The organism is Lysinibacillus sp. NPDC047702 (genome assembly GCF_050272555.1).
Taxonomy (GTDB): domain Bacteria; phylum Bacillota; class Bacilli; order Bacillales_A; family Planococcaceae; genus Lysinibacillus.
On the sequence record NZ_JBNNMG010000037.1, the window covers coordinates 20,826 to 35,318 of the forward strand.

The window sequence follows — 14,493 nt, forward strand, 5'->3', positions numbered from 1 at the left end:
GATTTCCGTTCCAGGCTACTCGCTTTCGCGCATAGCAAGGCTTCCTGCGCTGGAGGAACGAAGACTAAGTGCGTCACGTCCTGTGACAATTTATCTGTGCGAAAGCGTAGCGACAGCAACAACGCCTTCATGACCAACATCGTGTTGGCCTCAGTTTCTCTGCTAAATCAACATCAGCTGTTAAACAAATAAGAAACCGTTTTATGTCAGCTGCATAAGTATAGATGTCACTTAACTCTTCCATCCTCCTCCCTCCCCACGTAAGATTTTTCATTGAGATACTTATATATAGACTTTCTCTAAGATTCGTTACAAAAAATAAACCTTCACAAGTTGTTTTACCCACATTTGTGAAGGTCAAAGAATTTCTACTATGCACAAGTTAATACACCAATCAAAACATTAAAAACCAGTAAATCCATCAAAGTATGGGCTTAACCAAATTGTGATGTACGTTAATCCATCAAAAAATAAAATAATACCAAGTACAACCATCAGATAGCCACCTACTTTTGTAATGACTGTGCTATATTTTCGTATCCATCCTAATTTCGTAATAAATTGTGATAATAGTAAAAATGGTATCGCAAACCCTAGTACGTAAACAATCATATAAAATACGCCAACATTAGGATTTTGGGAAGCCATCATAAAAACCGCTCCAGTAATAGGACCAGAACATGGTGTCCATCCTGCAGCAAATGCAAGCCCAATTAGTAATGAGCCAAAATAGCCTGTAGGTCTATTTTTAATAGCTAGTCTCTTCTCTTGCATCAGAAACTTCGGTGACAAAAAACCGATGATGATTAATCCGAAAATAACAATTAAAATAGCGCCAATTTGACGAAGTAAATCCTTATATTGAAAAAAGAACCAGCCTACTAATGATGAACCGTATCCTAAGAAGATAAAAATAATGGAAAAACCTAATAGAAAAAAGATTGTATGAAGCAAGCCAATTCGTTTTGATTTTTTGTTTTCTCCCTGTAGTTCATCCAATGACATACCCGTGATATAGGAAATAAATGCAGGGTATAGCGGTAAGGTACAGGGTGAAATAAAATTCAAAAATCCTGCACCAAATGCTAATAATATATTCAAGTCTGACAGCATAGTCGATAGCTTCCTTTCTTCAGTATAATGCCCAGTATGTAATGGTATCTGTTACACCTATAATGATTAAAATTACACCCGCTACATTTTGAATTACTCTCCCCATTTTCATGCTAAATCGTATAATGACGCGTTTTTCATAAAAGAAATGAATCAGTGCCAACATGATCAAAAGTGGTACGGAGGTTGCTATACCAAAAATAGCTGGTAGAACTAAGCCATACGAAGTTGATGCAACCGTCGGCATTAGCCATACAAAGAAAAGTACGAACATTGTTGGGCAAAAGGCTAGAGAAAAACTAGCACCCATCAGCAGGGAGCCTATTTTCCCTTCTTTCAACACTGTTGGAATAAGAGAAGAAATTCGATTCAGAAATTTTAATTTAAAAATGCCAATAAGCACGAGACCCGTTATTAGCATAATTGGACCAATTGCCTGGCGAAAAACAGGAAAATACACAGTCATTTTCGTTTCAAAGGATTGACCAAATATCCATGCGAAAAAGCCTAATAAACTAAAGACAATAACCTTCCCAACTATAAAAAACACAATTTCCTGCCAATTACTTTTCATTTGCATAGTGCGATTCCCATAAAAAGTGATAGCGCTCATATTACCTGTTAATTGACAAGGAGCTAAAGCGCCTATTAAGCCAAGTAGAATCGCAATAATAAGCGGAGCATGCTCATAGGCATTCAAAAATTCTGATATAGGATTGCTTATGATTTGGCTTATATTTGACATCAAATTATACATATAAAACACCTACTATATTATTGATAATGTATGTTTATTTATCCGAATATTTCTTGGACCTGAGCGGTTTTCTCTTGCACCCGAGCACTTTTCGGCTATACCTGAGCGGCTCTCTCTTATACCCGAGCGCTTTTCGACTATACCTGAGCGGCTCTCCCTTGCACCCGAGCGCTTTTCGACTATACCCGAGCGACTCTCTCTTACACCCAAGCACTTTTTGGACCCCAGAGGCTTTCTCTTGAAACCGAGCGTTTTTCCTCTATACCTGAGCGCTTCTCTCTTAGACCCGAGCGTTTTTGGCAACACCTGAGCGGCTTTTCCTTGGCTTTATTCGGGTAGCTGAACACGTACTACACTATGAAAGGGATTGTCTTCCTACCTGTTTATACGGGTAATATCTAGATACACCTAATATATATAGTAAATATGAATAATTGATGCAGATTAGCGTTTTAACAGATACACTTTTGACCAAAGTATGTCTAATGCAGTTTTACAGCTCTAGTCACAAACTAGTTCATCATAAATTAGGTGACAAACCGCTAAAAAGTTCTCAATATCAGCTGACAAATATTTTACTAAAAAGTAGCTATTGGACATTATATGAGAAAATTCTTGTACGGAATAGCTATGTAATAAATTCTGTTGGTAATCAGCCTCAATGACACTTCTTGGCAAAAAGGCAATGCCAAGTCCATGCTTCACAAAATTTTTTATGACCTCAGTTTGATTAATATGCATGCTTTTATAGCGTTTAAATTGTTGTAATACTTGCTGAATGTCCTGCCAATAGGGTGCATATTCATGTGTTAAAATCATTTCTTGTTGTAAAAGCGTCAGCGCATCCGCCTCTTTTTTTGTCATCGGAGCAATTAATTGAAGTGGTTCCTGTGCAAGAAGGACGGTATGAAGGTCACGAGTTGATGTCAGTTTCGATAAACCAATATCCACCTCTCCTGTATAAACCGCCTCTCCTATTTCATTAGATTTTAATAGCTCGATCCTAATTTGTATGGATGGTTTCTGCTGTTGAAATGTTTGGATGATGGCTGGTAATGTAGAATTGGCAATTTGAGGGGCAACCCCGATCGTTAAATGGGACGTATATCCATGCAAAAAGGATTCCATATTTTGTATTCCTTCATCCACAGTCATTATCATTTTTTCTGCCTGTTGAAAAAAGTAAGCGCCAAAACGATTTAGTTTCACCTGCTTCCCCTGTCTATCAAATAACGTTGTTTGCAGTTCCTTTTCAAGATGCTGTATATGCTTTGATACTGTAGATTGTGTAATAAATCGTTGTTCTGCCGTTTCGCGAAAATTTTCTGTTCTTGCAGCAATTAGAAATGTTCTTATCCATTCTGTTTCCATCCCGACGCCCCATTTGTTTTTCATACATTATAACGAAAATTTTTTATATCTTGAAACCTTTTCAAAAAATGTGCGTATGTATAACTATTAATGTCAATTGGAGGAATACAGATGTCGTTTTTTAACAATGTTCTTGCAAGTATTGGGATAGGCTCTGCAACGGTTGATACACGATTAGAAAAAACTACATACAGAGCCGGTGAAGTAATGCGTGGCGAGATTATAGTACGTGGCGGGCAGGTTGAACAGCAAGTCGATACGATTTATTTATCGATCAATACGACCTATATTCGAGAAGCGAATGACAATAAATATACGGAAGTAGCGGCTCTACAAAAAATTAAAGTATCGGAGCCATTTGTTATTGCAGCAGGCGAAAGGAAAACCTTCCCTATTTCAATTACATTACCATTCGAAACACCGATAACAGCAGGCAAAACCCAAGTATGGATTCAAACAGGGCTTGATATTAAAAATGCAGTGGATCCAAACGATAAAGATTATATTCGTGTTCAGCCAACAGAGCTGGCTGCACATATTCTAGACGCTATAAGCTCACTCGGTTTCCGTTTGCGTGAAGCAGAGTGTGAACAGGCACCAGCTAGATTCCGCGGCTATTATCCATTCATTCAAGAATTTGAATTTGTGCCAACAGGACAATATCGAAATCATTTAGATGAGCTAGAAATTGTTTTTCTGTCACAGTCTAATCATTCAGCAGAAATATTGCTACAAATAGATCGTAAAGTTAGAGGCATTGGAAGCTTTTTCGCAGAAGCTCTTGATATGGACGAAAGCTATGTCAGAACCACGTTTACCAAGCATGATTTACCAATGATTGAAACGAAGCTACAGCAAATTATTGCCAAGCATTTAAAAGGATAAAATAGAAAAACACGGTATGAAAATTAACTATTTCATACCGTGTTTTATTTATGCTGTCACATCGCGTTTCATAAAGGATGTATAGCTGATTACAAGGAAAATAACAGCATAGATCGCTAAGACAGTAAGTGAGAATGGCATTGTGATACCTTCTATTACAGGATTTCCTGATTCATATTGTGTTAAATTTGAATGCGTCAGCCAAATATATTTGACAATTTCATATCGACTTAAGAACATCACAATCATTCCGCCTGTAAACGATAAGAACATCGTTAAACCAATCGCTAAAGAGCTTGAGCGGAAAACTGAGCCCACTAAGAATGCAAATAAAATTGACATCACAAAGTCACCGCCAGACAGTAAATAATGATATCCCAAATCATTCCATATTGCCTTTTCGACAATTTGTCCATTGACCATCTCTAACTCGACTCCTGCTCCATTGCCGAATAATAGAAATCCTACTATAGCACTTACTACAACATTAATCACAAATAAAAACAATCCAAAAATAAAAGTTGTAATTAATTTGGAGGTTAATATTTTTGCACGCGACATTGGACGTGTTAACAGCATTTTAATAGTACCGGTTGAGAATTCAGTCGAAACAATACTTGCTGCTGTAATCACTGTAAATAATGTAACTAAAGTGAGCATATTACTCGTAAAAGACATAAAGCTTGTGAGACTTCCCTCTTTTTGAGACGGCACATTATGCGCTAAACGATACTCTGATATTGCCATTTGCTCCTCGAAATATGTTTTATCTGCTGGAGACAAATCATCTCCTGCTAACATTTCTTTATAGTTAATAATGGCCAGTTGCTCATTTTCTTTCCATGAAATATCCTCTGAATCTTTTGTTTCATAGTATTTCATTATAATACCAGGTCCAATAATAAAAAGGATTACTAATGCGGTCATCGCCCAAGTCCCTTTTTTATACCACAATTTCATCCATTCATTTTGAATTAGCTTCAGCAATTTGGCCACCTCCTGTCATTTCTAAGAATTGGTCTTCTAATGTTTTTTGATGTGGTTGTACAGCGAATAATTGGATTCCTTCATTAACGAAGTGTGTTATGAATGATGGTATATCTTCTTTCTTTATTTCCACAACGTAGCCACTATTTTCTGTAACAAAATTTATATCGAGCTTTTTAAGGAGCGATACAGCTTCGTCATTAGGAGTAGCCTCAATATAATAAAACGAAGAATTATTACTATGAATGTCACGAATATCAATTAATTTACCATTTTGAATGACAGCTACCCGATCACACATTAATTCGATTTCAGACAATAAATGACTGGAAACAAAAACAGAGACGTCATCCTCAGTCGCAATTTTCCGTAAATACATACGGAATTCACGAATACCAGCCGGATCAAGCCCATTTGTAGGCTCATCTAAAATTAAAAACTTAGGTCGATGAAGCAATGCCTGGGCTAGTCCTAAACGTTGACGCATTCCAAGAGAATACGTAGATACTTTTTCATGAATACGTTTCTCAAGACCCACCTGATTCACTACCTCTTGAATGCGTTCCTTTGTCACATTTTTATGCATTCGCGCAAAATGCAATAAGTTTTTATAGCCCGTCATAAACTTATACATTTCAGGATTTTCTACAATTACGCCGACCTTACTAATTGCCTCCTCATAATTCTCCTGTAGAGAAAGACCATCAATGATAACCTTCCCCTCCGTCGGATGCATAAGCCCCGTCATCATACGAATAGTTGTCGTTTTACCTGCACCATTTGGTCCTAGAAATCCAGTAATTTGCCCTGGATATAAATCGATATTCAATTGCGATATTAATTGTTTACCACGAATAATCTTTGATAAATTTTGCAATTGAACAATTGGTTGTGTTGTCATTAATTTCATCCTTTCTTATAGTAGGCCTTCATCCATTGCACTGCATCCTTATTTGTCTCATCTCGAATCCTTTCAACTTCCTCATGTGCAATAATCGAGCCATTTTGTAGTAAAATGATTTGATCTAAAATCGGCTCTACCTCATATAGCTCATGAGTGGATAAAAGAATTGTTTGATGTTCCATATCAGTAAATTGAATGAGCCCTTTAATGAGTTGCTCTCGAACAATTGGATCAAGCCCAGCAAACGGCTCATCCATTAAATAAAATGGGACCTCTCGTCCAAGCGTTGCGGCCATTTTCATACGACCACGGTTTCCCTTAGATAGCTGTCTTAATCTCATTTTTTTATCAACTTGCAAAAACTCTGCAACGATACAGGCCTTATCATATGAGAAATCCTCGAATTGAGAGGAATAGTGCTGAAAAAGCTGCTCTCCAGTATAAAAGTCAAAAAATAAATCTGTATCTGGTAAATAGGCAATTTGATCGGCACTTCTACGAGTAACTGGGGTACCGTTTAGTAAAACCTCACCACTTGATGGAAGTAATAAGCCAGCTAATACTTTTAAAAGTGTTGACTTCCCACTACCATTTTCTCCAACTAGACCTATGATCTGGCCAATTGGTAATGAATAAGACACCTCTTGCAGTATGGTTTTTTTCATATAACGAAAAGAAACATTTGAAAGCTGTAGCATTTATCTCACCTCACGATTTATTTTGCAAAACAATCAGCATCTCTTCCTTTGAAAACCCAAGTGCTTCAATGGATGATAAAAAATTATCTGCTAATTGATTTTTCATATTTTCTCGCAACACAACAATTCGCTCTTCATTCGTTGTGATAAATGTACCTTGCCCCCGTTTAGTTTCCGTTATATTCATCGCCTCTAACTCCTTATATACACGTTGCACCGTATTGACATTAACCCCTGTCTCTACTGCATACTCTCGAACAGAAGGAAGTCGGTCCCCAAGTGCTAACATTCCTTTTAAAATATCTCCACAAATGCGATCAACAAGCTGGCTATAGATTGGTTTATCTCGTGAAAAATCAAGTGTCATCGTAAAACCACCTTTTCAAGCCACTTTGTAGCAATGATAAATAGCAATACGAGTAAAATGGAAAGGGCTAGTTCCTCTACTACATACAATGTTCCAAGTCTAAACTCCATTGAGGGCAACTTGGATTTTGGCAAATACTGTTCAAGCCAGCTTAACGAGATACCTATATGTTGTAAAATTTTAACATATATTAAACTTTCAGTAAATCTAAACCATAGATAAATGCTTGCAAAAAAGGCCCCCATCAAAAGAACGATAGCAAAACGGCCGATAAAGTACTTCATTTGGAGATAAAATGCTAAAAATAGAAGTATGATTACAAATAGCGTTAATTGAAACACTGCAATAATGGCTACCACGATTACTAGCAATAACAATACCTGCCCATAGCTGGCTATAAAAGCAGCTCTTAATGTATAGATAGCAATACCTGTAAAAAGAATATTAAAAATTGTGTATCCCGTTAAGGAAAAAACAATTTTTACACCTATAAGCTGTTGAATAGAGCTTGTTGAGTGCAGCCATATTTCTTTACTTCTTAAATCCAAACGTAAGCTAGCCAAAAACTGCAATACAGAATAAAAACCTCCTAAAGCAAGGACTAGAAAAGTAAAAGCAAATGGAAGTTGATTATCCTCTGTAAATCCATCGCCATATCGTTCTATTAAATACGGAGCAACTATGGATATTAAGATTCCTAAAAAGACCCCCACATATAACCATGCCCGAAAGAGCACCCATTCCTTTTTGAATTGCCCAACAAAACTTTTCAATGTAAACACCTCGTGTCATAGTGTACTAGTCAAATATTACACTAGGACTTTTTGAATTGCAAGTGCCAAAAAAAGCAAAAGGAAGAATCTGTTTATCAAGACTCTTCCCTTTGCTTTATTTCATTTTCCCTACTACTTTAACCTTTAATCTTGTTGCATTTTCAGGATGGTACGCAAGGGGTGTTTCTTCCACTTCCACTAGTTCAATCGTTTCTGAAAGTGCACCTGCTAAAATGGCCTGCTTCACTGCCTTATCCTGTGCATCCTTTAATGAATCTTCACGCGGCTCTCTTGAATAAATATAAATCTGCTCATATTGACCACTAAATTCGGCGATGGATTGGCCCCACCACTTTCTTTTCTTTAAATTCTTTTATAAAACAAAACAGCCATTCTACCTTCGAGTATCTTTGTGATGCTTTTCAAAAAGAACACCACATTCTCTAATGGTTTGTGGACGATAGAACTGACAGAAAGATAGTGGTAATATAATCTATAAGTTTATGAATAAGTGAGGAAAATAACGATGTCCAAGATAAACAAAATAGATTATTCAATTGGAAAAAAGATACGTGAAGATCTTCAGGCAGATTGTCAAAATTGTTTTGCCTTATGCTGCACAGCTTTAAATATTGTTGCTTCTAGCGACTTTGCGATGAATAAACCTGCAGGTATTCCCTGTCAAAACTTACAATCCGATTTTAGCTGCCAAATTCATGGTACCCTTAGGGAAAAGGGATTTAAGGGATGTACCGTTTTTGATTGCTTAGGAGCAGGGCAAAAGGTTTCACAAACAACCTTTCATGGACAGGATTGGCGCCAGCACCCTGCGCATGCTGACACAATGTTTCGCGTATTTCCAATTATGGAGCAATTATTTGAAATGATTGCTTATATTGCAGAGGCATTATCCTATAAGGTTGACGCTCAGTTATATAATAGATTACTTGAACAATTAGAAAAACTTCAATTTGCTACGGAATTAGATGCAGCGACATTATTAAAAATTGATATACCTAATTATAGAATGCCTGTTAATATGTTATTACTTGAAACAAGTACTCAGATTCGTCAACACTTTATAAAAACAGCTACTGGCAAAGCCTCTCGAAAGTATAGCTATCGAGGAGTAGATTGGATGGGCAAGAATTTAAAGGGCAAAGATTTACGTTCTACGGATCTAAGAGGAGCTTATCTAATTGCAGCTAATCTTCAGCAGGCTGATTTACGAGGAGCCGATTTTATCGGAGCTGATTTACGAGATGCTAATTTACGAGGTGCTGATCTTTCTACAACTATGTTTTTAACTCAAATGCAAATTAATTCTGCCCAAGGAGATAAGCAGACACAATTGCCCTCTCACTTAAAACATCCTCCCCATTGGCTTGCATAATTAGAAAAAGGGTAGATGAACGAGTATACTCCATCTACCCTGCTATTTATTTTTGTTTCTTTTTATAGAAAATTGTCGCTACAACTAGTAACAGTAAAACTGCTTGTCCAAGCATGGTTTCAACCGTAGGATAGAATCCTATGAAGCTGACTACCGGCAAACCATCTACAATTGTGGTTGATACAGAATCTCTTAATTGGAGTGTATGCAGACTGACACCAATAATTTTAAAGGCCAATACATATATCAACACGGTAGCCACTGCAAAGAATTTATGAATTGGAATTTTCCCACTTGCTTTAAATAGCACAAGGGCAAAGACTGCCAAAATAAGAAGGGCTACTACAATACCTAGCACAAATTGAGAAGTCTCCATTTTTGGAGCAATCCCTGCGTAAAAAACAAGCGTTTCTGCTCCTTCACGGAAAACTGATAAGAAGCTAATAGCTGCCATAGCAAAGACAGAGCCACTGGAAATAGCACTACCTATTTGTTTAGAAATATAGCGATTCCAGCTCGCCACACTTGATTTACTATGCAACCAGATTCCCACACCAATCATCATGGCTGCAGCAAGTAAGCCTACATAGCCTTCCATTAACTCCCGATTTGTATCGATTGTTGCTGAGTTTAAAATAGTCGACATTAGAATTGCCGCAACGGCAGACAGCAGAACACCAACAAATGCGCCAACATAAATCCATTTGCGCATCTTCTTTTGTCCTGATTTATCAAGGAATGACACCAAGGCCAAAATAATGAGCAGCGCCTCAAGTCCTTCGCGAAGTAATATTAATGCTGCATCCCATATTGTATAATCCGAATCACCTTGAATAAGCTCGATTTCGGTACGAAAATTTTCTAATTTTTTTGTAATGGCTTCTTTATCAACAGAGGATTTTAATAAATCGCTCGCAATAATGGGCATATCACTTTCAATTTTTGTATAAAGACTACCGTTTCGTGTAGAGATTTCTATTTCAATACTTGGCCAGACTGTAATAAATTCACGAATTTTCTCAGAAGCAGCCTTATAATCTTCAGCATCAATAAAATCATTAGCTTCATCAATATAAGCAATTAATGTAGCCAAAGAAAATTCTCCCTCTACTAATTCTGCTGTTTCTTTGCCTGCCACAAAATCATTAATTGTTTGTTTTAAATCTGCAAATTGAGACTGCATTAGACTAATATCAGGCTCTTCAGCTGAAATAGAGATACGCAGAAATGCCATTTGTGTTTCGATTTGCCCATACATCGCAATACTTTGCTCTCGTATAGGTCGTTCACTTTTATTCCATTTTATATTAAAATCCTTGTAAGCTTCATCAATCTCCTTGATATTTCCACTTGCTAAAGCCTTTTCAAAGTCTGCCATAATGGGCTTAAACCTTTGTCCAAACTCTGCCCGCTGTGCTGCTTTATCTACTGGATTTTCAAGTTTTTCTAAGTTTCGTAGTGCATTCGACAGTGCAGAAAGTGCCTCCAAACGTTCATCTTTGGAAGTTGCCTCCGTTGCTTGAAGAAGGATCTCATCAACCTTTACTTTCGCCTCTTTTTGCTCAGTAGTAACTTTAGCCCAGTCTGTGGCAAATTGTTCAATTGCCTGCTTTGCCTCAGTTTCATTATCCTGCTTCGTATTCATCAGTGCATCACTAATCGCAATATATAAATGACTATAAGATTGCGCTGCTTGCACTGGTACAGCTAATGTCAGTAGTAAGCAAATAATCAAACTACAGCGCGTTAAAAAGTGCTTCACCTAAGTAACTCCCCTTTTGTACACCAGGGAAGCAAGCAAACACAGCACTGCCTCGATGGGTAATGTATTCATTCATTTTATCCATTCGCCCTAAACTATTTTGAATGGCTGTAAATTGTGCTGGGTCTTTTTGAAAAGAGATGAATATTAGCCCTGCATCATGTGCACCAGTATTCGACATAACGCCAGATGCGTAAGAATAAGAGCGACGTAACATACGGGCACCTGATTTTCGTGCCAAATGTACATGAGATGTATCTGGCATAATATACTCACCTTTACTATCTTTTGCCTCTACATCAAAATCATCAAATTCCTTTGTTTTACCAAGCGGAGCACCACTATCACGATAGCGACCAAATGTTGCTTCCTGGTCCTTTAAAGATGTACGATCCCATGTTTCAAGATGCATTTGGACTTTACGTGCAATCAAATAAGAGCCGCCTTTTAGCCAGCCTTTATCAACCCAAACAACCTCATTTAAATCCTTCTCATCTGTAATCGCTGGATTCACAGTGCCATCCTTGAATGCAAATAGATTTCGCGGTGTTCCTCCACCAGCAGGAAACGAGTTAAAACCTGCCTGCGACCATTTAACCTCCACTTTACCAGAGGCTGCACGTACTAAATTACGCACGGCGTGAAATGCTACCTGTGGATCATCCGCACAGGCTTGAATACAAAGATCACCGCCAGTAAATTCCTTTTGCAGCTGATCTTTCGGGAAATGTGGTAAATCCTTTAACTCCGCAGGCTTCAAATGCTGAATACCGAGCTTATCAAACAAAGATGGTCCTACACCAATCGTAATGGATAAATTGGAAGCATCTAAGCCATCTGCTTCTCCTGTATCGCCTGTCGGAACTCTAGTATTCGTTGTTAAATCGACCATTAACTCACCATTCATTAAACGTACAACAAGAGGTGTCCATTGTTTGAACAACTCTTGTAGGTCTTTCTTAGATGTCAATAAAACATCCAAAGAAGCAAAATAAATATTTGTTTGTACAGGCGTAGTGATGCCTGATTGATGCTTGCCATAAAAATTAACTTTACTACTAGCAGTTGTGCTGTCAGCAACAGGCTCAAAGACATCATAGCCCATTACTTTCATGACACCGCCTAAGCCAGAGGCACCAATTGCTGCACCCGCTACACCAATGCCTGTAAGCTTTAACATTTCACGTCTAGATATTTTTTTATTAATCCATTTTTCATCGTTTGACGCTGTCATTTTATATCACTCCAAAATAATGCCCATTTGACTTAATGGTTCACCCAGTTGATTAACAGCTGCTGCAAGTGCTTTAGTATTTTCCTCCGTTAACTCCTCATAGGAAACATAGCCACCATCAGCTGTTGCATGTTGTGCTAATAAGTCATCCACTGCTTTAAATTTTTCATCTAAAGTTGCTACTAGTTCTTTGTCTTTTGCCTCTAATTTAGAGCGTAGAATTTCAAAGATTTTTTCTGCACCTTCGATATTAGCCTTAAAGTCATAAAGGTCAGTATGAGAGTAGATTTCTTCTTCACCAGAGATTTTAGATGTTGATACTTCATTTAATAAATCAACGGCACCAGTGATCATTAAATCTGGTGTCACTTCAACTGTTTGAACTAATGCATGTAATTCTTTTGCATCTGCTAATAATTGATCGGCAATTGCTTCATAGCCTGCCGTTTTATTTTCTACCCATAGGGCATATTCAAGCTTATGATAGCCTGTCCATTCTTCCTCGCCCTTACCTTCTTCTTGAATATCCGCTAAACGACCATCGATTCTTGGGTCAAGGTCGCCAAAGCTTTCTGCAATTGGCTCAGAACGTTCGAAATACATACGTGCTGGTGCATAGGCTGCTTTTGCGCCTTCAATGTCGCCCGCTTTAAATAGATTCACGAATTTTTCTGTTTCCAGCAGGAATTGATCCATTTGCTCTAAAGCAAATTTTTGATAGGCTGATAGTTCAGCAGATAAATCCACTTCTTCTTTTACTGTATCTGCTTGCTCTGTTTGTGGCTTTTCTTCCTTTTTTGCTTCATCTGTATTGCCGCAGCCAGTCATAATGATACCCCCTGCAACTAATACTGACAATAACGATGTTTTCTTCATGCTAAAATACCTACTTCCGAATTAGTTTATATTGAGAATGATAATGATTATCATATTTGATTGCAAGAAGTATTTTTATTTAAAGAAAAAAACGTCATTTTGTAGTTGAAATTTATACACAACTAGCAAAAAGACGATTTTTCTACAATATAATGATTCTAATCTATGAAATTTTTGCTTGTTTCAAGTTTTCATATTTCCCATATAAGAAATAATAAAGCACAATTGATAGTAATATTACAAATATCATTGCGAAGAAAATAGCACCGTAGCCCATTGAAGGAACGAAGAACCCTAAGAAGTATGGACCAACACCTAAGCCGAAATCATACAAAATAAAGTATGTAGATGTCGCAAGTCCTAAACGTTCATTAGGTGTTACCTTGATGGCAATTGCTTGTGCTACAGAATTGAAGTTCCCATAGCCGACCCCAATACATGCAGCAGCGATTAAAAAGGCTATTGTAGTTGTCGCTGAGCTAAAGGCATACATGCCTATCGCAAAAATGACTAGACAGGGATAAATAATAATATTTGCTCCTCTAGCATCTAATAATTTTCCTGTAAATGGACGAGTTGCTAAAATAACAACTGCATAGATAATAAAGAAATAACTTCCCGCTGTCACCAAATCAAGCTCTTTTGCGTAAAACGTCATAAAGGACATTACACCAGAGTAGGCAAAGCCAATAACAAGCGCTACAAACGCAATTGGTAATGCCCGCATCTCAATAAAGTTTGATACCTTAAAGCCAGCTTTCACTGTTGCTTCTGTTGCTTTCTTAGGCATGTATGGCACCGTTACGATGAAATACATTAAAAAGCAAATAATTGCCAAAACTGAATCGACAGCAAAAATCATACGATAATCCTCAAACAACTGTGTTAAAAGAATCCCAATAAATGGACCAATCGCAGTGGCTAAAATTGCACTTAAACTGTAATAGCCAATTCCTTCTCCACGACGTTCAGAAGGTAAAATTTGTGCAATAATTGTTCCCGTTGCTGTACTTGCCACACCTAGAGCAATCCCCTGCACTAAGCGATTCAGCATTAGTAAGGGAAGATTACCTGCTATAAAATAGGACATTGTTGACAGCATAAAAAGTAATAATCCGCAAAACAATGTTTTTTTACTACCCCAGTCACCTATAATACGTCCTGCACCAAGGCGCCCAAACAATGTCCCAATAATAAAAATACTGGATACTAACCCTGCTGTACTTGTTGAAGCATGAAATTGCTCTACCGCATAGGCTGCAATCGTCACCATTAATAAATAAAAAATTAAAGTAATCGTAAAATTGATAAGGGAGACGATTAAAAAGTCCTTTGTCCAAAGTTTCTGTCTAGTTGCTTCCACGTTGCTCTCT

At 37.5% G+C, this 14,493-nt stretch carries 14 protein-coding genes and 1 pseudogene; 2 read left to right on the top strand and 13 right to left on the bottom strand.

The features are described 5' to 3' along the window. Positions 1–402: 402 nt before the first annotated feature. From ACQKIM_RS16895 to ACQKIM_RS16905, 3 genes are all read right to left on the bottom strand, one after another. Complete coding sequence (locus ACQKIM_RS16895) at positions 403–1,113, bottom strand: cytochrome c biogenesis CcdA family protein (protein WP_427545963.1); 711 nt, start codon at positions 1,111–1,113, stop codon at positions 403–405. A 19-nt stretch (positions 1,114–1,132) separates the two neighbouring features. Further along, positions 1,133–1,870, bottom strand: coding sequence for a sulfite exporter TauE/SafE family protein (locus ACQKIM_RS16900; RefSeq protein ID WP_427545965.1), 738 nt, complete (start codon positions 1,868–1,870; stop codon positions 1,133–1,135). A gap of 501 nt (positions 1,871–2,371) precedes the next feature. Beyond that, a complete protein-coding gene (locus ACQKIM_RS16905; protein WP_427545967.1) occupies positions 2,372–3,241 on the bottom strand; it encodes a LysR family transcriptional regulator in 870 nt (289 codons plus the stop codon). 111 nt (positions 3,242–3,352) lie between these two features. Between ACQKIM_RS16905 and ACQKIM_RS16910 the strand changes: the two genes are divergently transcribed. Continuing rightward, positions 3,353–4,126, top strand: a complete 774-nt coding sequence (locus tag ACQKIM_RS16910) for a sporulation protein (RefSeq protein ID WP_427545969.1) — start codon at positions 3,353–3,355, stop codon at positions 4,124–4,126. Between the two features lie 48 nt (positions 4,127–4,174). On the opposite strand, the gene ACQKIM_RS16915 is transcribed toward ACQKIM_RS16910, so the two are convergent. The 6 genes and pseudogenes from ACQKIM_RS16915 to ACQKIM_RS16940 all read right to left on the bottom strand — a co-directional run. Beyond that, positions 4,175–5,113, bottom strand: a complete 939-nt coding sequence (locus ACQKIM_RS16915) for an ABC transporter permease (protein WP_427545971.1) — start codon at positions 5,111–5,113, stop codon at positions 4,175–4,177. Then, complete coding sequence (locus ACQKIM_RS16920; protein WP_427545973.1) at positions 5,091–6,014, bottom strand: ABC transporter ATP-binding protein; 924 nt, start codon at positions 6,012–6,014, stop codon at positions 5,091–5,093. The genes ACQKIM_RS16915 and ACQKIM_RS16920 overlap by 23 nt, the downstream gene beginning before the upstream one ends. Positions 6,015–6,019: 5 nt before the next feature. Beyond that, positions 6,020–6,715: an ATP-binding cassette domain-containing protein gene (locus ACQKIM_RS16925; RefSeq protein ID WP_427545975.1), complete on the bottom strand. Its 696-nt coding sequence runs from the start codon at positions 6,713–6,715 to the stop codon at positions 6,020–6,022. Between the two features lie 10 nt (positions 6,716–6,725). Beyond that, positions 6,726–7,082, bottom strand: a complete 357-nt coding sequence (locus ACQKIM_RS16930) for a GntR family transcriptional regulator (protein ID WP_427545977.1) — start codon at positions 7,080–7,082, stop codon at positions 6,726–6,728. Beyond that, positions 7,079–7,855, bottom strand: coding sequence for a hypothetical protein (locus tag ACQKIM_RS16935; RefSeq protein WP_427545979.1), 777 nt, complete (start codon positions 7,853–7,855; stop codon positions 7,079–7,081). The genes ACQKIM_RS16930 and ACQKIM_RS16935 overlap by 4 nt, the downstream gene beginning before the upstream one ends. A gap of 115 nt (positions 7,856–7,970) precedes the next feature. Next, positions 7,971–8,201 (bottom strand): annotated as a pseudogene (locus ACQKIM_RS16940) (hydantoinase/oxoprolinase family protein); the annotation flags it as partial. Between the two features lie 180 nt (positions 8,202–8,381). Here ACQKIM_RS16940 and ACQKIM_RS16945 point away from each other — a divergent pair. Then, complete coding sequence (locus ACQKIM_RS16945; RefSeq protein ID WP_427545981.1) at positions 8,382–9,248, top strand: pentapeptide repeat-containing protein; 867 nt, start codon at positions 8,382–8,384, stop codon at positions 9,246–9,248. Positions 9,249–9,294: 46 nt separating this feature from the next. On the opposite strand, the gene ACQKIM_RS16950 is transcribed toward ACQKIM_RS16945, so the two are convergent. The 4 genes from ACQKIM_RS16950 to ACQKIM_RS16965 all read right to left on the bottom strand — a co-directional run bounded on the left by ACQKIM_RS16950 (position 9,295) and on the right by ACQKIM_RS16965 (position 14,483). Then, entirely contained in the window at positions 9,295–11,010 is a 1,716-nt protein-coding gene (locus ACQKIM_RS16950) for an FTR1 family iron permease (RefSeq protein WP_427545983.1), read from the bottom strand. Next, positions 10,985–12,244 (bottom strand): iron uptake transporter deferrochelatase/peroxidase subunit, encoded by a 1,260-nt coding sequence (gene efeB / locus ACQKIM_RS16955; protein WP_427545985.1) that lies wholly within the window; start codon positions 12,242–12,244, stop codon positions 10,985–10,987. Before efeB ends, ACQKIM_RS16950 begins: the two co-directional genes overlap by 26 nt. A gap of 6 nt (positions 12,245–12,250) precedes the next feature. Beyond that, positions 12,251–13,120, bottom strand: coding sequence for an iron uptake system protein EfeO (gene efeO / locus ACQKIM_RS16960; RefSeq protein WP_427545987.1), 870 nt, complete (start codon positions 13,118–13,120; stop codon positions 12,251–12,253). Between the two features lie 163 nt (positions 13,121–13,283). Further along, positions 13,284–14,483: an MFS transporter gene (locus ACQKIM_RS16965; RefSeq protein WP_427545989.1), complete on the bottom strand. Its 1,200-nt coding sequence runs from the start codon at positions 14,481–14,483 to the stop codon at positions 13,284–13,286. Positions 14,484–14,493: the final 10 nt, after the last annotated feature.